Raw genomic sequence first — 20,842 nt, 5'->3', positions numbered from 1 at the left:
CCAGCGAACCGGCGCGGCCGGATTCGCGGCGGTCGCTCGACGCGTTCGCGCGTGCGCGGCGTTGCGGCATAGTCGAGCGGTGCCTGCGAATCCTTCGCGCGCCGGCCACCGTGGCGCGATCGTGTTCTCGCACGCCAACGGCTTTCCGGCCGGCACCTACCGCGTGCTGTTCGACGCCTGGCGGCGCGCCGGCTACACGGTGCACGCGGTCGACATGTTCGGGCACGACCCGGCGTACCCGGTCACCGGCAACTGGCCGCACCTGCGCCGCCAGCTGATCGAGTTCGTCGAACGCGAGGTCGGCGCCGCGGCCTGGCTCGTCGGCCACTCGCTGGGCGGGCTGCTCAGCCTGATGGCCGCGTGCCGGCGGCCCGACCTGGCGCGCGGCGTGGTGATGCTCGACTCGCCGGTGGTCGCCGGCTGGCGCGCCCACGGGCTGCAGGTGGCCAAGGCCAGCGGGCTGATCCGCCGCGTCTCGCCGGGCCGGGTCTCGCAGCGCCGCCGCCACGAGTGGCCCGACCGCGCCGCGGTGCAGGCGCACTTCGCCGCCAAGCACGCGTTCGCGCGCTGGGATGCGCGTGTGCTCGCCGACTACGTCGATGCCGGCTTCGTCGAACGCGACGGCCGCGTCGTGCTGGCGTTCGACCGCGACATCGAGACGCGCATCTACAACACGCTGCCGCACCAGCTCGGCCGCACGCTGCGCCGCCACCCGCCGCGCTGCCCGGTGGCCTTCGTCGCCGGCACGCAGTCGCTCGAGGTGCGCCAGGGCGGGCTCGAGGCGTCGCGTGCGCTGGCCCGCGAGCGCTTCACCTGGATCGAGGGCACGCACCTGTACCCGATGGAAAAGCCCGACGAGACCGCGCGCATCGTGCTGGAGGCGCTGGCCGGCTTCGCTTGACCCCGCCCCGGCCGGATGCCCGGGCTGAGGCATCATCGCCCCGATGCGCAGTACCCCCGCGACCGACCCGGTGGGCACCGCCGGCCCACCGGCCGCCTCGGGCATCGTCGCGCGCGAGCGGCTGCTGCAGCGGCTCGACGCCGGCGGCTGCGTCTGGCTCGCCGCGCCGGCCGGCTACGGCAAGAGCAGCCTCGCGGCGTCGTACGTGCACGCGCGCCGGCTGCCTTGCGTGTGGCTGCACCTGTCGGCCGCCGACGCCGACGCGGCGGGGTTCTTTGCGCACCTCAGCGCCGCCGCCGGCCTGCGGCTGCCGGTGCCGCAGGCCGAGCAGCTGCCCGACATGGCCGCATTCGCGCGCCGCTACTTCCCGGCCTTGTTCGCCGCGCTGCCGGCCGACGGCGTGCTGGTGCTCGACGAGGCCGAGGCGGTGGCCGACGCGCTGCAGGCGGTGCTCGCCGAAGCGGTGGCCGCGGTACCGGCGCGGCGGCGGCTGATCGTGACCTCGCGCGCCGCGCCGCCGCCGGCGCTGGCGCGCGCCCGTGTCGAAGGACGGCTGTCGACCGTCGAGAGCGACGCGCTGGCGATGACCCCCGACGAGGTCGGCGCGCTGTTCGCGCAGCGCCGGCACGCCGCGTCGGCGCAGGACATCGAGGCGGTGCACCGCCGCACGCTGGGCTGGCCCGCCGCGGTGTCGCTGACGCTGCTGGCGGGCGGGCGGCTTCCCGGTGCCGACGACGACGTGCTGCGCGACTACCTGGCGCACGAGGTGTGGCCGGCCTTCGACGAGCCGACGCGACGGCGGCTGCTGCTGGCCGCGCAGTTGCCCTACGTGGGCGCCGCGCTCGAACGCGCCTGGCCGCGGCTGGAAGGCACGACGGCGATGCTCGAGCGGTTCGCGCGGCGCGGTCTGTTCGTGCTCACCGAGCTCGGCGGCGCACCGCGGCACGTGCTGCACCCGCTGATCCGCGACTTCCTGCGCCGCCACGCCGAGGACACGCTGCCCGGCGCCGAGCTCGCGGCGCTGCGGCGCGACGCGGCGCGCGCGCTGGCCGACGCCGGCGACGCCGAGTCGGCGCTGCCGGCGCTGCTCGGCGCCGGCGACTTCGAACGCGCCGCGCCGGTGCTGCTGGCGCTGGCGCCGCGGCTGGTCGCGCAGGCGCGGCTGCGCACACTCGGCGGCTGGCTCGCGTCGTTCCCGGCGGAGTGGCGCGAGCGCGACCCCGACCTCGAGTACTGGGCCGGGCTGGTGTGGGTGATGAGCCGGCCGGCGCGCGCGCGCGAGCACCTGCTGCGCGCCGCGGCCGGCTACGCGGCGCGCGGCGACGCCGCGGCGCGGCTGCGCACGCTGGCGCACCTGGCGTACCTGTCGTTCGTCGACTTCGCGCCCGACTACCCGATCACCCGCTGGCTCGACGAGCTGAAGGAGGTCGCACCGCGCTTCGACGACCTCGCCAGCGCCGAGGACAAGGCGCAGGTGGCGATGACGGTGGTCTACGCGCTGCTGGTCGGCGAGCCGGCACACCCCGAACTGCCGCGCTGGCGCGCACGCGCGCTCGACGCGCTGCACGCACCGATCGGGCTGCAGCTGCGCGCGCGCGTGGCCTCGGTGCTGGGCATCAACCTGCTGTGGAGCGGGCTGTTCGAGCAGCTCGGCGCGATGCACGACCTGCTGGCGCCGTCGGTGGCGCAGCAGACCCCCAGCGACTACGGCCGCCTCGTCTGGGGGCTGGTCGAACTCGACGCCTGCTGGGCGCAGGCACGACTGGCCGACGCGGGTGCGGTGCTGCAACGCCTGCTGGCCACGGCACGGCAGTGCGGCATCCACGGGCTCGACACCTACCACCGCCTGCTCGCCAACGACGCGCAGCTCGCCGCCGGTGAGCTGGGCGCGGCCGAGGCGCTGCTCGCCGAGGCGCGTGCGGCGATGCTGCCGACGCAGCTCACCGAGGTCTGGCACGCCGCGTTCCAGGCCGCGTGGCTGGCCGCGTGGCGCGACGACGTGCCGGCGATGCTGACGCACTCGCGCGCCGCGATCGACGCCGCGCGTGCGATCCGCAGCCCGGTGTGCGAGGCCTTCGGCTGGATCGCGCAGGCGCTGGCGCACCGCCGGCGCCACCACGACGCCGACGTTGAGGCCACGCTGGCGGAGCTGCACGACGTCGCCGCGCGCGCCGGCAGCGCGATGGTCGACTTCCACCTGCACGACCTGCGCGCCTGGCTGGCGCGCCGGCGCGGCGACACCGCCGGCGAGGCCGCCGCGCTGGCCGAGGCGATCGCGCGGCTGGCACGCCACGACATCGTCCACCCGGCGCTCGGCACCGACGCCCTGCTCGGCGAGACCGCCGCCGCGGCGCTGGCGCACGGCGTCGAGCCGGCCTTCGTGCAGCGCTGGATCCGCCGCCGCGCGCTGCCGGCCCCGGCCGACACGATCGCACCCGACTGGCCGCACCCGCTGCGCCTGCAACTGCTCGGCGGCTTCGCGGTGGTGATCGACGGCCGGCCGCTGACCTTCGAGGGCAAGGTGCAGAAGCGCCCGCTGGAACTGCTGCAGGCGCTGGCCGTGCACGGCCCGGCGCCGGTGCCGGTGGCGCAGCTCGTCGACGACCTGTGGCCCGAGCTCGACGGCGACGCGGCGCGCAAGTCGTTCGACGCGGCGCTGCACCGCCTGCGCAAGCTGCTGGGCGAACACGGCAACGCCCTGCGGCTGGAGGCCGGCGCGGTGTACCTGGACGCCCCGCGCATCGGTTGCGACCTGTGGACGCTGCGACGCCTGGCCGACTCGTCGCCCACGCAGTGGCAGGGTCACGCGGCACTGGCGGCCTGGGCGCGGCAGCATGCCGACCTCGCGCTGCTGCCGCTGCAGGCCGCGCCGTGGACCGTGACGCCACGCGAGCGCCATGCGCGGCGCATGCAGCCGTGGTCCGGCGACGGCACCCCGGTGCCGGCGCGATAGGACTTCGACGCACGCCGCCGACCCGTCGCCCCCCCCCCCGATCGCGGGGCGCACCCCGATCGGTAGGTGATCCGTCAGGCGACGCCGACGACATTGCCTCCACGCCCGCCGAGTCGGCGGGCATCGTCGAAGCCCCGGGGTCGGTCCGGCACGTTGCGCCGGCTCAGGTCCTCGGATCTCGGCGTCCCATGTGAAGCACTGGCGAGGGAGTGGCGCGATGGGGTGCGAGTGGGTGAAGGGTTCGGTCGCCCGCGTGTGGCGGCATCGCGTCCTGGGCTGGGTCGTCTCGGGGGCGATCGTCGCGGGCGCGGCGCACGCCACCGTCGTCGCACCGGGCACACCGACCACGGCCGTGCCGGACCCCCTGCTGCTGACACTGCAGGACGGCCAGTTCCTGCTGCCGGTCGAGGTCTCGGGCGCCAGCGGGCTGCAGGAATGGACCTTCGACCTGGCGTTCGACCCGAACGTGGTTCAGGTCGTCGATCCCGGTGATGGCAGCTCCGGCATCTTCGGCGCGCAGTTCGCCGCGGGCGACCTCGACACGCTGTCGTTCATCCTCGCCGGGTTCGTGTTCAACGATCAAGGCCTCGTCGACGACGTCGCCGGCTTCTACCCCGGCCTGTTCGACGGCGTGACCGGCGACGGCGTGCTGGCGTGGATCCTGTTCGAGACGATCGACGGTCGGCAAGGCCAGGATCCCGGCTTCACGGTCCCGACGGCACCGCCACCGTCGGTGCCCGAGCCGGGCACGCTCGCGCTGCTCGCGCCGGCCTTGGTGCTTGTCGCAGCGGCGCGCCTCCGACGCGCTCGGCACGCCGCCAGCCACTGACCCGCACACCGTCCGGCCGCAACCCGCCACGCCGTTCGTCCGCCGAGCCGGCGCGATCGCGACGCGGCCGCACCGCCACTGCATCCAACCCAGGAGCTCGCTCGCATGAAGACATCGAACCATCGCACCCAGGCGCTCACGCTGCTGCTGTTGGCGGCGGCGTCACTGCCCGCATCCGCGCAGCTGTCGACGACCGCGAACGGCCCGTACTACGCCACCCCGTCGTGGAACCAGAAGCTCGCGACCAACCGCTTCGTGGTGCTCGCCAACTGGAACGGTGAAGCCGTGCTCGACCGCGAGACCGGGCTGGTCTGGGAAACCACCTCGGGCCCGCCGTTCGCCACGTGGTTCGAGGCCTCGTTTCGCTGCATCGGGCTGACGAAAGGCGGCAGGGCCGGATGGCGACTCCCGACCGTGCAGGACCTGCAGAGCCTGACCGACCCCGCGAAGACAGGCTCGCCGCCGACCATTGCTCTGCCCCAGGGACACCCGTTCAGCCCCGTCTCCCCCTACTACTGGTCCGCGACGGATCGGGCGATGACGTCGTCGACCGGTCCGCTGGCGTGGGCCGTGAGTTTCGTCGGGCATCCGGTGAGCGTCGAGTTCAAGGCGAACACGACGGTCGGGCAGTGGGGGGTGGGCAGCTGGTGCGTGCGCGGAGGCCCGGCCACCGGGGCGCAATGACCCGGTCCGCCGATTCGTTGCGGGCGCGCCGCGGGCCGCCCGGCGACCGAGGGCGACGGGCGAATCGGCGGCTCGTCGGTCAGACCCCTTCGCACATGCCGGCCACCGTGGCCGCCGGATCGGCACGTTCCCAAGGAGAACCGATGTTCAAGTACCTGCGCAATGCGGCCGCCTCGCTGGCTGCCGGCCTGCTGCTCGTGACCACCGGAGCGGCCCGTGCCGCCCCGGTGCTGTTCAACGTCACCTTCCCCGGCGCGCTGCAGACGTTCGACGTCACGCAGCCCGGCGACTACCGCATCGTCGCGGCCGGTGCGGCCGGAGGCACCGTCCAGAGCGGCGGGCCGAGCGGCCTGGGCGCCTGGGCGGAGGGCATCTTCACGTTCAACGCAACGCAGCAGCTCCAGATCATCGTCGGCATGCGGCCGCCGCCCACGACCGGCGCCGCCGGTGGCGGCGGCGGGAGTTTCGTGTTCCTGCCCGCCGACCCGAACGTCTTCCTCGGCCTGCCGATGCCCCTGGTCGTCGGCGGCGGCGGGGGTGGGGGCATCTTCTCGCAGGTCGGTGACATCTCGGGCCGCAACGCGTCGCTCGGGCCGAACGGCACGGCTGGCGTGGCGACCTTCGGCGGGGTCGGTGGCGCGGGCGGCACGAACGGAACGGGTGGCGTGGCCGGCTTCAGCTCGTCGGGCCCTGGTTCTGGCGCCGGCGGTGGCGGCGGATTCTTCACCAGCGGTGGCGGGACGCCCGCAGGTGCGGCCAGGGGCGGCGAGGCGGCGATCCTCGGCGCCGCTGGGGGCGATGGATTTCAGGACGGTGGATTCGGCGCAGGCGGTGGGGCGGTCTTCTTTGCCGGCGGTGGCGGCGGCGGCTACAGCGGCGGGGGCGGGGGTGGCAGCGACACCGGGGGCGGTGGCGGCGGCGGGGGCGGCTCCTTCGTCAACGAGGACTTCGGTGGTTTCATCCCGGGCAGCAGCATGTTCAGGCTGCTCGGCGAGAGCAGCCACGGCTTCGTGATGATCGAGTTCCTGGGCCGCGGCGGCGGCACGCCGGTGCCGCTGCCGGGCACGCTGGCGCTGCTGGGTGCGGGGCTGGCGGGGCTGGTGCTGTCGCGCCGCCGCGGCCGCGACGCGCATCGGTAGGCGATCCGTAGGTGCTCGTCGCTCATGCTCGCGCCGCACGCACGCCACCGACGAGGGTCGGCGCGGGCGATGTGCAACGACCCAGGGGGAAGCGCATGATCCACGGCATCGGCACCCTGCCTTCGCGCGCCCCGGCGTGGCGGATGCCGGTGTCGCCGCCGGCGCGCGCGTCGAACCTGCTGTGCAACCCGGCGTTCGAACGCACCGAGGCACTCGACGGCGCGTTCCGGCGGCCGAGCGACTGGCAGGCGTCGGCGTTCGGCCCGCACGCCGGTGCGGTGATGGCCGCGTGCCCTGCGCCGCTGTCCGGCCGCCGTGCCGGACGCGGCGCCAGCGTCGCCTGGCTCAACGACAGCCTGCCCGCTTGCACGCCGCGCCGGCCGACGGCGCTGTACCAGACGCTGCGGCTCGACCGCGGCGCCTACCGCTTCGGCGGCCGCTTCGCGCTGCGCATCTGGGACGCCTCGCTCGACCCCGCCACGCGCCGCGTGCTGAACGCGTCGCGGGTGTTCCTGCGCGCCTACCGCGGCAGCATCGCGCACGACGCCGCGACCGCAGCCCCAGCGGGGGTCGACGGCACGCTGCTCGCGGCGATCGACCTGTCGCCGCGGCGTTTTGCGTTCGGCGCGTTCCGCCGGCCGCCCCAGGGAGGGACGATGGTGCGCTTCGCCTACCTCGGGTTCGACACCCACGACGACGGCTTCGCGCTCGACGACGCCGGCCCGTGCGAGGTGACGCTGCAACTGGTCGTGCAGCCCGTCGCGCCGCCCGGCGGCGACGACGCCCCCCTCGTGCCGCTGACCCACGTCACCGTGCTGGCCGACCACCTGTTCGTCGAACCGGCGGCGTCCTGACGCCGCCTCGCCGGCCGGCGATGGCGGCCGCGCCTGGCCACGGTCGGCAACCTGTTGCTTCCCGGCACCGCCGAACCCTGCGGGTTTACCCTTGGTTGACGCTGCGCAATGCAGCGACGCCGCGCAGGTGAAGACTGGCTCGGCCAGCGCGCGCGGGGCGCCCGACGCCCTCGGCGGCCGCTGGCGGGCGCCTCGCGCGCCCGGACCACCCCATGCCATCCACGCATCCGATGAGGAGTTCTCCATGAGCAGTACTTCGAGACCTCACCCCGCCGCGCGGCTGCTGCCTTTGCTGGTCGTCTGCGCCGCGTTGAGCGCGTGCGGCGGCGGAGGCGGCGACGACGGCGGCGACGTCGACGTCGCCGACGACCCGGCGCCACCATTGCCCGCGGTCGTCAGGTTCGGCGTCGGCACCAAGGACGCGGCGCCGTTGACCTTCACCGCCGGCATCGGGCCGGCGCCGGTAGCCATCGCCTACCCGTTGCTCGGGTTCAGCGGCACCTGGAATCGCACCGCCGACGCCTACACGATGGCCGGCAACACCGCCGTGAACAGCGGCCCGGTGCCGCCACTGTTCGGCAGCTTCAACAACCAGATCGTCGAGGCGCTCGCGTGGGTCGGCAGCCGCAGCCCCACGGCAGGCAAGCTCGAGCAGATCACGCCGGCGGGCAGCCCGTTCTTCCTGCCGAACCCCGTGCAGTCCACGGTCACGGCCAACGGCGTGACGCTGACCTACCCCGGGCAGGCGTCGCTGGTGGTCGACTTCGACACCTTCATCGCACTGTGGGCCGACGACACCCAGCCCGTGCCCTGGCGCGTCGCGTCGTTCGGCGGCACGGCGATGGCACTCGCCGTCGACCGCGTGCGCATGGCCCTCGACCTGATGGCCTTCGTCAACGCCAACGACACGGCGATTTCCGCCGCCGGCGCCGCCGGCCTGCAGACCGCCTGTTCGCCGCGCCCGGGCGCCGCCGCCGGCACCCGGCGCGTCGCGCTGGCCGACCCCGACGGCGAGTTGAACCCCGGCGACGGCCTCGTCGTGACCTACACGAACTGCTGGGTCGACGACCCGACCAACGACATCGACCAGCTGCTCGACGGCACGATCAGGCTGAACAACTACATCGAGAACGCCACCGGCGCGCGCGCCTTCGTGTCGACCGGTTTCGACGAGTTGCGCTTCGAGTCGCTGACGATGCGCGAGACCGAGACCGCCGGCGGCACGGTCAGCGTCGACCCGACGGCGATCGTCACGACCGGCACGCTGAGCCTGTTCGTCGAACCCTGAGTGCCGCGCACGCCGCCGCCCCCGGCGGCACGGCTCCCTATAATCGGGCTTTACCTACACGGCACCCGCAGGCCCCGCGCCTCGGGTGCCGTCTGCCATGACCAAGTTCGTCTTCGTCACCGGTGGCGTGGTGTCCTCGCTGGGCAAGGGCATCGCGTCGGCGTCACTGGCCGCGATCCTCGAGTCGCGCGGCCTCAAGGTCACCCTCATCAAGCTCGACCCGTACCTCAACGTCGACCCGGGCACGATGAGCCCGTTCCAGCACGGCGAGGTGTTCGTCACCGACGACGGTGCCGAGACCGACCTCGACCTCGGCCACTACGAACGCTTCATCACCACGCGGATGAAGCGCAGCAACAACTTCACCACCGGCCAGATCTACAAGAGCGTGCTCGAGAAGGAGCGCCGCGGCGACTACCTCGGCAAGACGGTGCAGGTGATCCCGCACGTCACCAACGAGATCCAGCTGTACATCCAGCGCGGCGCGGCCGACGTCGACGTGGCCATCGTCGAGATCGGCGGCACCGTCGGCGACATCGAGAGCCTGCCCTTCCTCGAGGCGGTGCGCCAGATGAGCCTGCGCCTGGGGCCGAACAACGCGGCCTTCGTGCACCTGACCTACGTGCCGTGGATCGCCGCGGCCGGCGAGCTGAAGACCAAGCCGACGCAGCACACGGTGCAGAAGCTGCGCGAGATCGGCATCCAGCCCGACTCGCTGCTGTGCCGCGCCGACCGCCCGATCCCCGACGACGAGCGCGAGAAGATCTCGCTGTTCACCAACGTCGCGCGGCCGGCGGTGATCAGCATGTGGGACGTCGACACCATCTACAAGGTGCCGCGCATGCTGCACGAGCAGGGCCTGGACGAGATCATCTGCATGAAGCTGCAGCTGCTCACGCGGCCCGCCGACCTGAAGCGCTGGGACCGCCTGGTGCACGCCGTCGAGCACCCGCAGCACGAGGTGACGATCGCGATGTGCGGCAAGTACACCGACTTGTCGGACTCGTACAAGTCGCTCAACGAGGCGCTGCGCCACGCCGGCATCCACAACCACGCGAAGGTGAACATCGAGTACGTCGACGCCGAGACGCTGACGCCGGCCAACGTCGCGCAGCTCGGCGCCTACGACGCGATCCTCGTGCCCGGCGGCTTCGGCAAGCGCGGCATCGAGGGCAAGGTGCTGGCGGCGCAGTACGCGCGCGTGCACGGCCTCCCGTACCTGGGCATCTGCCTGGGCATGCAGGTGGCCACGATCGAGGTCGCGCGCCACCTCGCCGGTCTCGACGGCGCCAACAGCACCGAGTTCGACCCCGACACGCCGCACCCGGTGATCGCGCTGATCGACGAGTGGCAGGACCGCGACGGCACGATCCAGAAACGCGACGCCAGTTCCGACCTCGGCGGCACGATGCGCCTGGGCGCGCAGACCAGCGACGTCAGACCCGGCACGCTGGCCTACCGCATCTACGGCCCGACGGTCACCGAGCGCCACCGCCACCGCTACGAGGCCAACGAGCACTACCTCGAGCGGCTGCAGGCCGCGGGGCTGGTGATCAGCGCGATCACGCAGCGCGAGAAGCTCACCGAGATCGTCGAGCTGCCGCACGACGTGCACCCCTGGTTCGTCGGCGTGCAGTTCCACCCCGAGTTCAAGAGCACGCCGTGGGACGGGCACCCGCTGTTCATCGGCTACGTCAAGGCCGCGCTCGATCACCGCGCGCGCCGCGGCGCCACCGTCGTGAAGGCCGTCGCATGAAGCTGTGCGGCTTCGACGTCGGGCTGGATCGGCCGCTGTTCCTGATCGCCGGGCCCTGCGTCGTCGAGAGCGAGCAGCTGCAGGTCGACGTGGCCGGGCGCCTGAAGGAGATCACCTCGGCGCTGGGCATCCCGTTCATCTTCAAGTCGAGCTACGACAAGGCCAACCGCTCCAGCGGCAGCGCGTTCCGCGGCCCCGGGATGGAACGCGGGCTGGAGATCCTCGCCAAGGTCAAGCGCGAGCTCGGCGTGCCGGTGCTCACCGACGTGCACACCGACGCCGAGGTGCCGGTGGTCGCCGCGGTGGTCGACGTGCTGCAGACGCCGGCGTTCCTGTGCCGGCAGACCGACTTCATCCGCGCGGTGGCGCAATCGGGCAGGCCGGTGAACATCAAGAAGGGCCAGTTCCTGGCGCCGCACGACATGAAGAACGTCATCGACAAGGCGCGCGCCGCGGCGCGCGAGAAGGGCCTGGACGACGACCGCTTCATGGCCTGCGAACGCGGTGTGAGCTTCGGCTACAACAACCTCGTGTCGGACATGCGCGCGCTGGCGATCATGCGCGAGACCGGCGCGCCGGTCGTGTTCGACGCCACGCACAGCGTGCAGCTGCCCGGCGGCCAGGGCAGCTCCAGCGGCGGGCAGCGCGAGTTCGTGCCGGTGCTGGCGCGCGCCGCGGTCGCGGTGGGCGTGGCAGGGCTGTTCATGGAGACGCACCCCGACCCGGCGAAGGCGCTGTCCGACGGCCCGAACGCGGTGCCGCTGAAGCGCATGCAGGCGCTGCTCGAGCAGCTCGTCGCGCTCGACCGCGTCGTCAAGGCGCAGCCGCTGCTCGAGAGCGACTTCGCCTGCTGAAGCCGTGTCGACCCGCCCACTGTCCGGTCCGCATCCCCGGTCGAGACGATGTCCCGTGCTGACGCCGCAAAGGAGCGTGCGATGCCCGACGCCTACGTGATCGTGACGATGAACATCACCGACGCCGAGCGCTACCGGCAGTACATGGCCGAGGCGCCGGCCGCGGTGAAGGCCTTCGGCGGCGAGTACCTGGTGCGCGGCGGACGGCACGAGACGCTCGAGGGCGACTGGCGTCCGGCGCGCGTCGGCGTGCTGCGCTTTCCGTCGTACGAGCAGGCCAAGGCCTTCTACGACAGCGAGATGTACCGCCGGGTGCGCGCGCAGCGCGCCGGCGCCACCGAATACTTCCACATGGTCGTCGTCGAGGGTGTCGCCGCCCCCGTCTGAGCGTCCTCCCCACATCGAAAGGCTAGCAGTGAGTGCGATCGTCGATATCGTCGGCCGGGAAATCCTCGACAGCCGCGGCAACCCCACCGTCGAGTGCGACGTGCTGCTCGAGAGCGGCACCATGGGCCGCGCCGCGGTGCCCTCGGGCGCGTCCACCGGCAGCCGCGAGGCCATCGAGCTGCGCGACGGCGACAAGTCGCGCTACGGCGGCAAGGGCGTGCTGCGCGCCGTCGAGCACATCAACACCGAGATCAGCGAGGCGGTGCTGGGGCTCGACGCGTCGGAGCAGGCGTTCCTCGACAAGACGCTGGTCGACCTCGACGGCAGCGACAACAAGGGCCGGCTGGGCGCCAACGCGACACTGGCGGTGAGCATGGCGGTGGCGCGCGCGGCGGCCGAGGAGTCGGGCCTGCCGCTGTACCGCTACTTCGGCGGCATGGGCGGCATGCAGCTGCCGGTGCCGATGATGAACGTCATCAACGGCGGCGCACACGCCAACAACAGCCTCGACCTGCAGGAGTTCATGATCGTGCCGCTGGGCGCGCCGAGCTTCCGCGAGGCGCTGCGCTACGGCGCCGAGGTGTTCCATGCGCTGAAGAAGATCATCGACGCCCGCGGCATGCCCACCGCGGTGGGCGACGAAGGCGGGTTCGCGCCCAACGTCGCGAACCACGAGGCGGCGATCCAGCTCATCCTGGAGGCGATCGACCAGGCCGGCTACACCGCCGGCGAGCAGATCGCCATCGCGCTCGACTGCGCGGCCAGCGAGTTCCACAAGGACGGCAAGTACGTGCTCGCCGGCGAGGGCCTGACGCTCGAGCCGGCGGCGTGGATCGACATGCTGGCCGCGTGGTGCGACAAGTACCCGATCGTCAGCGTCGAGGACGGCATGGGCGAAGGCGACTGGGACGGCTGGAAGCGGCTCACCGAGCAGCTGGGCCACAAGGTGCAGCTGGTCGGCGACGACCTGTTCGTCACCAACACGAAGATCCTGAAGGAAGGCATCGACAAGGGCATCGCCAACTCGATCCTCATCAAGATCAACCAGATCGGCACGCTGACCGAGACCTTCGCCGCGATCGAGATGGCCAAGCGCGCCGGCTACACCGCGGTGATCAGCCACCGCTCCGGCGAGACCGAGGACAGCACGATCGCCGACATCGCGGTGGGCACGAACGCCGGCCAGATCAAGACCGGGTCGCTGAGCCGCAGCGACCGCATCGCCAAGTACAACCAGCTGCTGCGCATCGAGGAGGACCTCGGCGACGTCGCCAGCTACCCCGGTCGCGGCGCGTTCTACAACCTGCGCTGACGCGCCGGCGCGGCGATGCCGGCACGCTGGGTCACCCCCGCCCTGGCCGCGGTGCTGCTGGCGGTGCAGGCGCAGCTGTGGTTCGGCCAGGGCAGCGTGCCGCACGTGATGCAGCTGCGCTCGCAGCTGGCGGCGCAGCAGGCGGTCAACGACGAGGCGCGGCTGCGCAACGAGCAGCTCGCCGTCGAGGTCGGCGACCTGAAGGAAGGGCTGGAGATGGTCGAGGAGAAGGCGCGCGCCGAACTCGGCATGCTCAAGCCCGACGAGATCCTCGTGCAGATCACGCGCCGGTGACGTGACCCACCCCCGCAGCGCCTGCGGCGCTCCCCCTCGAGGGGGCACCGCCAGCGGACCGGCGCAGCCGGATCCGCGGTGGTCACTGGACGGGTTGTGCTTCGTCGGGCTGCGGCGCTGCGTTGCGGCCGTGAACGGCTGACGTCGCGATGGACACCCTGTGGTCGCTGGTCGGTGCGCCGGCTTTCGTGCTGTGGGGCAGCCCGGTCGCCTGGGCCGAGGTCGTCGCGTTCGTGCTCGCGGTGTGGATGGTGGTGTGCAACTGGCGCGTGAACCCGCTGGCCTGGCCGCTGGCGATGGCCTCGTCGGCCCTGTACGGGCTGCTGTTCGCCGACCACCGGCTCTACGGCGAGGCGAGCCTGCAGCTGGTGTTCATCGCGGTGGCGGTGTGGGGCTGGTGGCAGTGGGTGCGCGGCACCGGCGACGACGGCCGCGCGCTGCGCGTGCGCCACCTGGACCGCCGGCACCTCGCCGGCGTCGTCGCCTTCGTGCTCGTCGCGTGGCCGCTGCTCGGCGTGTTCCTCGACCGCTTCACCGACAGCGACGTGCCGTTCTTCGACGCGCTGCCCACCGTCGGCAGCCTCGCGGGCCAGTGGCTGCTCGGACGCAAGTACGTCGAGAACTGGCCGGCGTGGATCGGGGTCAATGTCGTCAGCGTGGGGCTGTTCGCATGGAAGGGGCTGTGGCTGACGGTGCTGCTGTACGCGCTGTTCGTCGTGATGGCGACCATCGGCTGGCGCACGTGGCGCCGGCGGGCGCGCGCGCAGGCGGTGCACGGTGGCTAGCCCGGTGAGCGCCGGCCGCGTGATCGCGCTGGTCGGCGCCGAGAGCACCGGCAAGACGACGCTCGCGCGCGCGCTGGCCGCGCAGTTGCCGGCGCTGACCGGTGCGCCGGTGACCTGGGTCGGCGAGTGGCTGCGCGAATGGTGCTCACGCGAGGGCCGCACGCCGCGTTCCGACGAGCAGGCGGCGATCGCCGCCGAGCAGCAGCGGCGCATCGACGCGGCGGCCGCGACGCACGCCTGGGTCGTCGCCGACACCACGCCGCTGATGACCGCGGTCTACAGCGCGCTGCTGTTCGGCGACCGCTCGCTGCTGCCGCTGGCCGCGCAGGCGCACCACGGCTACGCCGCGACGCTGCTGACCGCCGTCGACCTGCCGTGGCAGGCCGACGGCCTGATGCGCGACGGCGCGCACGTGCGCGCGCCGGTCGACCGGCTGGTGCGCGAGGCGCTGGCCGCCCACGGCATCGTCTGGTCGGTGGTCGGCGGCGCCGGCGAGGCGCGTGTCGCCGCCGCGCTCGACGCGCTCGCGCCACTGCTGCGCGCACACGCCGCGCCGGGCACCGGGCTGTTCACGCGCTTGGCCGAACGCGAGGCGGTGCATGCCGCGTGGACCTGGGTGTGCAGCGAGTGCGACGTGCCCGACTGCGAGCACGCGACGCGGCGGCAGCGCCGCGGAGCATGACGGACCCGGCCGTAACGGCGCTGCCGCGCGCCGCGTCGGGCCCGGCCCCGGTGGTCGTCGAGGCGCTGCTCGTCGGCCGCGTCGCGCCGCTGGGCGCCGGCGTGCTCAGCGCGATCGACAAGCACCGCGTCGACAGGCCGCTGGCGCTGGGCGCGTCGGGCCTGCAAGGCGACGAGCAGGCCGACCGGCGCCACCACGGCGGCGTCGACAAGGCGCTGCATCACGTGGCCGCCGAGCACTATGCGTGGTGGGCCGCCGCGCTGCCGGGCGTCGACGCGCGGCGCTGGGCACCCGGCGCGTTCGGCGAGAACCTGAGCACCTGCGGCATGACCGAGCACGAGGTCTGCGTCGGCGACCGCTACGCGTTGGGCGGCGCGCAGGTCGAGGTGTCGCAGGCACGCCAGCCGTGCTGGAAGCTCAATCTGCGCTTCGGCGTGGCCGACATGGCGCGCCGCGTGCAGGCCAGCCAGCGCACCGGCTGGTACTACCGCGTGCGCCGCGAAGGCGTCGTCGCCGCCGGCGACACGCTGCGGCTGCTCGAACGCCCATGCCCGCGGTGGCCGCTGGCGCGGTTGCTGCACCACCTCTACGTCGACCCGCTCGACCGCGACACGCTGGCCGAGATCGCCGCGCTCGAGCCGCTGGCCGCGTCGTGGCGGCAGCTCGCACGCCGCAGGCTCGAAAGCGGCCGCGTCGAGGACTGGGCACGGCGGCTCGACGGCTGAGCGCCGCCGGCGTCACTGCACCGACGCGCTGGTCGGCGGCTGGTCGGCCGGCGGCGTGAACAGCTCGCCGACGTCGACGGCGTCGAAGCGGTAGTGCCGGCCGCAGAAGTCGCATCCGACCTCGGCCTCGCCGCGCTCGGCGAGCAGGTCGTCGACCTCGGTGCGGCCGAGGCCGAGCAGCATCCGAGCGACGCGCTCGCGCGAGCAGGTGCACGCGAAACGCGGGCGCAGCGGCTCGAAGCGGCGCAGCGTCTCCTCCCAGAACAGCCGGCGCAGGATGGTGGGCACGTCGAGCGAGAGCAGTTCGTCGCGCGTCAGCGTGGCCGCGAGGTGCGCGATGCGGTTGAAGTGTTCGTCGTCGCCGGCCCCGTCGTCGCGGCGTGCGCCGGCCAGGTTGCCTTCGCCCTGCGCGGGCAGGCGCTGGATCAGCAGGCCGGCGGCGACGCGGTCGTCGGCGGCCAGCAGCAGCCGCGTGTCGAGTTGCTCGGACCGGCGCATGTAGTGCTCGAGCACTTGCGCCAGCTGCTGCAGCGGCTCGCCGTCGTCGTCGCGCAGCGGCACGACGCCCTGGTACGGTTGCTGGCCCGGCAGGCGGCGCTTCGGGTCGAGCGTGATCGCGCAGCGCCCGCGGCCGTGCACGTCGAGCAGCGCCTCGAGCCGCGCGTCGGGCGGCACGTCGCCCTCGACCTTCGCGGTGGCGCGGAACGCCAGGTCGGGCTGCACCTCGACGACCGCCAGCCTGAGCGGCCCGTCGCCGTGCATCTGCAGCACCAGCGCGCCGTCGAACTTGATGTTCGACTGCATCAGCGTGCCGGCGGCGGCCATCTCGCCGAGCAGCGCGCGCACCGGCGGCGCGAACGCGCCCATGCCGCCGTGCGCCGGGTCGCGCCGGCGCAGCAGTTCACGCCAGCTCTCGCCCAGGCGCACCAGCATGCCGCGCACCGGCAGGCCCTCGAACAGGAACTTGTGCAACTCGTCCATCAGCGCGCCGGCGCGTCGACGCGCACGCCCGTGTCGCGGTGGCGCCGGGCCTGCTCGACGTAGTGGCGCCAGGCCCAGTCCAGCCGCGCCAGCTGCTCGGGCGTGAGCTCGCGCACCACCTTGGCCGGGCGGCCCATGACCAGCACGCCGTCGGGGAACTCGCGGCCCTCGGGCACCAGCGTGCCGGCGCCGACCAGGCAGCGCCGGCCGATGCGCGCGCCGTTGAGGATCACCGACTGGATGCCGACCAGCGTGCCGTCGCCGATCGTGCAGCCGTGCAGCATCGCCTGGTGGCCGACGGTGACCCCCCGGCCGACGGCCAGCGTGTAGCCGGCGTCGGTGTGCAGCACGCAGCCGTCCTGCACGTTGCTGCCGGCGCCGACGACGATGCGGTCGTTGTCGCCGCGCAGCACGGCGCCGTACCAGATGCCCACGTCGTCGCCGACCTCGACCTGGCCGACGACGGTGGCCGACTCGGCCACCCAGGCGCTGGCGGCCACCTGCGGTGCATGCTCGCCCAGCCGGTAGATGGCCATGCGCTCCTCGGAACCTTGATGTGGGGGACGCACAATTGTAGGAATGGACGCCCGAGCACGCGCGCTGCAGGTCTTGGCGCTGACCGACCCCGCGACGAAGGCCGAGGCCGCGACCGCGCTGTGGCGCGAGCTGTGCGACAGCCGCACGTCGATCGACCCGCTGGCTGTGCTGGAGCCCGTGGTGCCGCTGCCCGGGCGGCCCGCGCGGCCGCGGCTGGTGCCGCCGGCACAGGTGCCGCAGCGCGCGGTGCACACCGTCGAAGGCCGCGCCGCGCTGCTGCACGCGATCGCGCACATCGAGTTCAACGCGATCAACCTCGCACTCGACGCCGCGTGGCGCTTTCCCGGCCTGCCCGAGACCTTCTACCGCGACTGGCTGCGCGTCGCCGCCGAGGAGGCGCTGCACTTCACGCTGCTCGCCGCGCACCTGGCCACGCAGGGCCACGCCTACGGCGACTTCGACGCGCACGACGGGCTGTGGGCGATGGCCGAGAAGACACGCGACGACCTCGTCGCACGCATGGCGCTGGTGCCGCGCACGCTCGAGGCGCGTGGCCTCGACGCGACGCCGGCGATCCAGCGCAAGCTCGCGCGCGCCGGCGACGCGCGCGCGGTCGAGATCCTCGACGTGATCCTGCGCGACGAGGTCGGCCATGTCGCGATCGGCAACCGCTGGTACCGCTGGACCTGTGCGCGCGACGCGCTCGACCCGCTGGCGCACGACGCGCTGCTCGCCGAGCGCCACGCCGCACCGCGGCTGAAGCCGCCGTTCAACCTGGACGCGCGCCGCGCCGCCGGGTTCGGCGACGACGAGATCGCGGCGCTGCAGCGCGCGCCCTGAGCGCGCGCCGCGGGTACGGTGCTCCGCCCTTGCGGCGCGGCGCCGGCGTGCCTACGATCGCGCTCGCGCCGAACGTCGCGCGCGCCGCAGGAGAGCGCCGTGGACCACGCCCTGCATGCCCCCGCCCCACTGGCCGTGCGACAGGTGCGCGTCGTCGCGCCGCAGCGCACGCTGCACTGGCTGCGCCGAGGCGCCGCCGACTTCGTGCACCAGCCCGGATTCAGCCTGGCCTACGGCGCGCTGGTGGCCGGCTTCGGCGTCGTGCTGCTCGCGCTGGCCTGGGGCGCGAGCTACCTGGTGCCGGCGTTCGCCGGCGGCTTCCTGCTGGTCGCGCCGTTCCTCGCGATCGGGTTGTGCGCGCTCGCGCAGCAGCGCGACGCCGGCGAGCGCGTGTCGGCCGCGCGCGCGGTGTTTGCGTGGCGGCGCAACGGCGCGTCGTTCGCGCTGTTCGGGCTGATGCTCGCGCTGGCGCTGATCCTGTGGGAACGCGTCGCGGCGATCGTGTTCGCGCTGACCTACGGCGGCACCGTGCCCGACCTCGACCGCCTCGTCGACGACCTGCTGTTCTCGCCGCAGTACCTGGCGCTGCGCCTGGCCTTCTTCGCCTGCGGCGCGGCGTTTGCGACGCTGGTGTTCGCGCTGTCGGTGGTCACCGCGCCGATGCTGCTCGACCGCCCGGTCGACCTGTTCACGGCCGCGGCCACCAGCTGGCGCTGCTGCGCGCGCAACCCGGGCACGATGCTGCTGTGGGCGCTGCTCGTCGCGGCGCTGACGACGCTGGCGATGGCCACCGCGATGCTCGCGCTGGTGGTGGTCTTTCCGTGGCTCGGCTACGCCAGCTGGCACGCGTACCGCGACCTCGTGGCGTGATCGCGCGGCGCCGGCGTGAACCTTCGCCCCGGCGCGCCACGCGCGATCGCGCCGTCCGCGCCCGCGCGGGCGGCCCGCAGCCGCGGCACTCAGCCCCTCGGGTGATGGCGGGCGTGCAGCTGGCGCAGGCGCTCGCGCGCGACGTGGGTGTAGATGGTCGTCGTGCCGATGTCGGCGTGGCCGAGCAGCAGCTGCACCGCGCGCAGGTCGGCGCCGTGGTTGAGCAGGTGCGTCGCGAAGGCGTGGCGCAGCGTGTGCGGCGACAGCGGTGCGGTGATGCCGGCGCGCAGCGCGTGTTTCTTCACCAGCTGCCAGAACATCTGCCGCGTCATCGCGCCGCCACGCGCGGTGACGAACAGGGCGTCGCTGGCGCGCGCACCGAGGATCTCTGCGCGCGCCTGCGCCAGGTAACGTTGCAGCCAGGCATGCGCCTCCTCGCCGAACGGCACCAGGCGCTCCTTCGAACCCTTGCCGGTGACGCGCAGCACGCCCTCGGCCAGTGCCACCTGCACGGTCTTCAGCGTCACCAGCTCGCTGACGCGCAGCCCGCTGGCGTACATCAGTTCGAGCATCGCACGGTCGCGCAGGCCCAGCGGCTGCGCGGCGTCGGGCGCGGCGAGCAGCGCGTCGACCTGCGCCTCGCTCAGCGTCTTCGGCACGCGCAGCGGCTGGCGCGCGGTGAGCAGCTTGAGCGTCGGGTCGGCGCCGATGCGCCGCTCGCGCAGCGCCCAGCGGAAGTAACGCTTGAACACCGTCAGCCGCCGGTTGGCGGTGGTCGCGCGCGTGCTGGCGTGGCGCGCGGCCATGTACGCGAACAGATCGCTCTCGCGCGTGTCGTCGAGCGTGCGCGCCGTCTCTGCAGCCAGCCAGCGCGCGTACAGCGTCAGGTCGCGCCGGTACGCCGCCAAGGTGTGCGCTGCCAGCCCGTCCTCGAGCCAGATCGCGTCGAGGAACAGGTCGATCGCGGCGGCGCTGGCCCCGGGCAGCGGCGCCGATGCGCGCCGCGGCGAGGCCGCGCCGCGCGGGGCGGCGCGGGGGCTCAGAGTTCGAGCTTCTGCTTGGCCACCACTTCCTTGTACACCGCCAGCTCGGCCTTGATCTGCGCGGCGAACTGCTCGGGCGTGTTGCCGACGATGATCGAGCCGGTGTCCTCGATGCGCTTGCGCACGTCGGGGTCCTGCAGCACCGTCTTCACCGCGGCGTGCACCTTGTCGACCACCGCGCGCGGCGTGCCCTTGGGCGCGAGCACGCCGTAATACGCCATGCGGTTGACCGGCTCGAGCCCGACCTCGGCGAAGGTCGGCACGTTGGGCATGACCGCCAGGCGCTGCGGCGCGGCCACCGCGATCGGGATCAGTCGGCCGTCCTTGATGAACGGCAGCGCCGAGGGTACGTTGTCGAAGATGATCGGCACCTGGCCGGCGACGGTGTCCTGCAGCGCCGGGCCGGCGCCGCGGTAAGGGATGTGCGTCATGAACACGCCGGCCAGGCTCTTGAACAGCTCGGTCTGCAGGTGGCCGATGCCGCCGGTGCCCGAGCTGGCGTAGCTGAACTTGCCGGGGTTCTTCTTCAGCGTCTCGATGAAGCTCTTGTAGTCCTTGGCCGGGAACGACGGGTGCACCGCGATCACGTTGGGCGTGGCCGCGATGTTGGTGATCGCCACCATGTCGGTCAGCGGGTCGTACGGGATCTTCGGGTTGATCGCCGGGTTGGCCGCGGTGGTCGACACCGTGGCCATGCCCAGCGCGTGGCCGTCGGGCGGCGACTTGATCATCTCCACCGCGCCGATCACGCCGCCGGCGCCGCCCTTGTTCTCGACCAGCACCTGCTGGCCCAGCGCGCTGCCCATCTTCTCGGCGACGATGCGCGCGATGATGTCGGTAGTGCCACCGGGGGCGAACGGCACGATCAGCCGCACCGGCTTGGTCGGGTAGGCCTGGGCCCAGGCGGGGCCGGCGGCCAGCGGAACGGCCGCGACGACGGCCAGCGCCGCCAGGGTCTTCAGGGACTCGCGTTTGCTCATGCGTGGATTCTCCGCTTGCGGTGGACAGGGTCTCGGCGCGGCGTGCCGCGGCCGCTTGCCGCGCATTCTGACCGAGCGGCGCGCCGGAAGATCCGCGCCGATCCCCGGGGATGACCCGAGGTCCCGGCGCCGCGGCACGGCGCGACGG

Annotated in this window: 21 protein-coding genes; 17 read left to right on the top strand and 4 right to left on the bottom strand. The window is 73.3% G+C overall.

Annotation, left to right across the window (positions count from 1 at the left end; all coding sequences use genetic code 11):
• The first annotated feature begins 79 nt into the window (after positions 1-79).
• From PKC53_RS02585 to PKC53_RS02515, 15 genes are all read left to right on the top strand, one after another.
• On the top strand, positions 80-901 hold the full coding sequence (locus PKC53_RS02585) for an alpha/beta hydrolase (RefSeq protein WP_324425994.1): 822 nt from the start codon (positions 80-82) through the stop codon (positions 899-901).
• 43 nt (positions 902-944) lie between these two features.
• Positions 945-3,854: a hypothetical protein gene (locus PKC53_RS02580; protein WP_324425992.1), complete on the top strand. Its 2,910-nt coding sequence runs from the start codon at positions 945-947 to the stop codon at positions 3,852-3,854.
• A gap of 217 nt (positions 3,855-4,071) precedes the next feature.
• Complete coding sequence (locus PKC53_RS02575; protein WP_324425990.1) at positions 4,072-4,683, top strand: cohesin domain-containing protein; 612 nt, start codon at positions 4,072-4,074, stop codon at positions 4,681-4,683.
• Positions 4,684-4,788: 105 nt separating this feature from the next.
• Positions 4,789-5,367 carry a DUF1566 domain-containing protein gene (locus PKC53_RS02570; protein WP_324425988.1) on the top strand — a complete coding sequence of 193 codons (579 nt, stop codon included), beginning with the start codon at positions 4,789-4,791 and terminating at the stop codon, positions 5,365-5,367.
• Positions 5,368-5,510: 143 nt separating this feature from the next.
• Entirely contained in the window at positions 5,511-6,506 is a 996-nt protein-coding gene (locus PKC53_RS02565) for a PEP-CTERM sorting domain-containing protein (RefSeq protein ID WP_324425986.1), read from the top strand.
• Positions 6,507-6,601: 95 nt separating this feature from the next.
• Entirely contained in the window at positions 6,602-7,360 is a 759-nt protein-coding gene (locus tag PKC53_RS02560) for a hypothetical protein (RefSeq protein WP_324425984.1), read from the top strand.
• A 244-nt stretch (positions 7,361-7,604) separates the two neighbouring features.
• Positions 7,605-8,648: a hypothetical protein gene (locus tag PKC53_RS02555; RefSeq protein ID WP_324425982.1), complete on the top strand. Its 1,044-nt coding sequence runs from the start codon at positions 7,605-7,607 to the stop codon at positions 8,646-8,648.
• A gap of 97 nt (positions 8,649-8,745) precedes the next feature.
• On the top strand, positions 8,746-10,404 hold the full coding sequence (locus PKC53_RS02550; RefSeq protein ID WP_324425980.1) for a CTP synthase: 1,659 nt from the start codon (positions 8,746-8,748) through the stop codon (positions 10,402-10,404).
• Positions 10,401-11,258 (top strand): 3-deoxy-8-phosphooctulonate synthase, encoded by an 858-nt coding sequence (gene kdsA / locus PKC53_RS02545; RefSeq protein WP_324425977.1) that lies wholly within the window; start codon positions 10,401-10,403, stop codon positions 11,256-11,258. The genes PKC53_RS02550 and kdsA overlap by 4 nt, the downstream gene beginning before the upstream one ends.
• Before the next feature lie 81 nt (positions 11,259-11,339).
• Positions 11,340-11,645, top strand: coding sequence for a DUF1330 domain-containing protein (locus PKC53_RS02540; RefSeq protein WP_324425975.1), 306 nt, complete (start codon positions 11,340-11,342; stop codon positions 11,643-11,645).
• Positions 11,646-11,673: 28 nt separating this feature from the next.
• Positions 11,674-12,957, top strand: a complete 1,284-nt coding sequence (gene eno, locus PKC53_RS02535) for a phosphopyruvate hydratase (protein ID WP_324425973.1) — start codon at positions 11,674-11,676, stop codon at positions 12,955-12,957.
• Positions 12,958-12,972: 15 nt separating this feature from the next.
• Positions 12,973-13,251, top strand: a complete 279-nt coding sequence (locus PKC53_RS02530; RefSeq protein ID WP_324425971.1) for a septum formation initiator family protein — start codon at positions 12,973-12,975, stop codon at positions 13,249-13,251.
• Between the two features lie 149 nt (positions 13,252-13,400).
• Complete coding sequence (gene pnuC / locus PKC53_RS02525; RefSeq protein WP_324425969.1) at positions 13,401-14,036, top strand: nicotinamide riboside transporter PnuC; 636 nt, start codon at positions 13,401-13,403, stop codon at positions 14,034-14,036.
• A 4-nt stretch (positions 14,037-14,040) separates the two neighbouring features.
• Complete coding sequence (locus tag PKC53_RS02520) at positions 14,041-14,718, top strand: ATP-binding protein (protein WP_324425967.1); 678 nt, start codon at positions 14,041-14,043, stop codon at positions 14,716-14,718.
• Positions 14,715-15,443 carry an MOSC domain-containing protein gene (locus PKC53_RS02515; RefSeq protein ID WP_324425965.1) on the top strand — a complete coding sequence of 243 codons (729 nt, stop codon included), beginning with the start codon at positions 14,715-14,717 and terminating at the stop codon, positions 15,441-15,443. The genes PKC53_RS02520 and PKC53_RS02515 overlap by 4 nt, the downstream gene beginning before the upstream one ends.
• Before the next feature lie 12 nt (positions 15,444-15,455).
• Here the strand turns inward: PKC53_RS02515 and PKC53_RS02510 are convergent, their stop codons facing one another.
• Together PKC53_RS02510 and PKC53_RS02505 are read right to left on the bottom strand one after the other, a co-directional pair.
• Positions 15,456-16,424, bottom strand: a complete 969-nt coding sequence (locus PKC53_RS02510) for an Hsp33 family molecular chaperone HslO (RefSeq protein ID WP_324425962.1) — start codon at positions 16,422-16,424, stop codon at positions 15,456-15,458.
• The gene (locus PKC53_RS02505) at positions 16,424-16,960 is read right to left on the bottom strand and encodes a gamma carbonic anhydrase family protein (RefSeq protein ID WP_324425960.1); all 537 of its coding nucleotides are present in this window, start codon (positions 16,958-16,960) and stop codon (positions 16,424-16,426) included. Before PKC53_RS02505 ends, PKC53_RS02510 begins: the two co-directional genes overlap by 1 nt.
• Positions 16,961-17,003: 43 nt before the next feature.
• On the opposite strand from PKC53_RS02505, the gene PKC53_RS02500 reads away from it, so the two are divergent.
• Both PKC53_RS02500 and PKC53_RS02495 read left to right on the top strand, forming a co-directional pair.
• Entirely contained in the window at positions 17,004-17,801 is a 798-nt protein-coding gene (locus tag PKC53_RS02500; protein WP_324425958.1) for a ferritin-like domain-containing protein, read from the top strand.
• Between the two features lie 99 nt (positions 17,802-17,900).
• A complete protein-coding gene (locus PKC53_RS02495) occupies positions 17,901-18,671 on the top strand; it encodes a DUF2189 domain-containing protein (protein WP_324425956.1) in 771 nt (256 codons plus the stop codon).
• A gap of 89 nt (positions 18,672-18,760) precedes the next feature.
• On the opposite strand, the gene xerD is transcribed toward PKC53_RS02495, so the two are convergent.
• Together xerD and PKC53_RS02485 are read right to left on the bottom strand one after the other, a co-directional pair.
• Complete coding sequence (gene xerD, locus PKC53_RS02490) at positions 18,761-19,657, bottom strand: site-specific tyrosine recombinase XerD (protein ID WP_324426101.1); 897 nt, start codon at positions 19,655-19,657, stop codon at positions 18,761-18,763.
• Between the two features lie 53 nt (positions 19,658-19,710).
• Positions 19,711-20,694, bottom strand: a complete 984-nt coding sequence (locus PKC53_RS02485) for a tripartite tricarboxylate transporter substrate binding protein BugE (RefSeq protein ID WP_324425954.1) — start codon at positions 20,692-20,694, stop codon at positions 19,711-19,713.
• Positions 20,695-20,842 lie beyond the last annotated feature (148 nt).

Origin of the sequence: Azohydromonas sp. (assembly GCF_035325925.1) — a bacterium.
GTDB lineage: Bacteria > Pseudomonadota > Gammaproteobacteria > Burkholderiales > Burkholderiaceae_C > Calidifontimicrobium.
The sequence above is the reverse complement of the archived record's forward strand: the minus strand, read 5'-3'. Positions and strand labels throughout refer to the sequence as shown.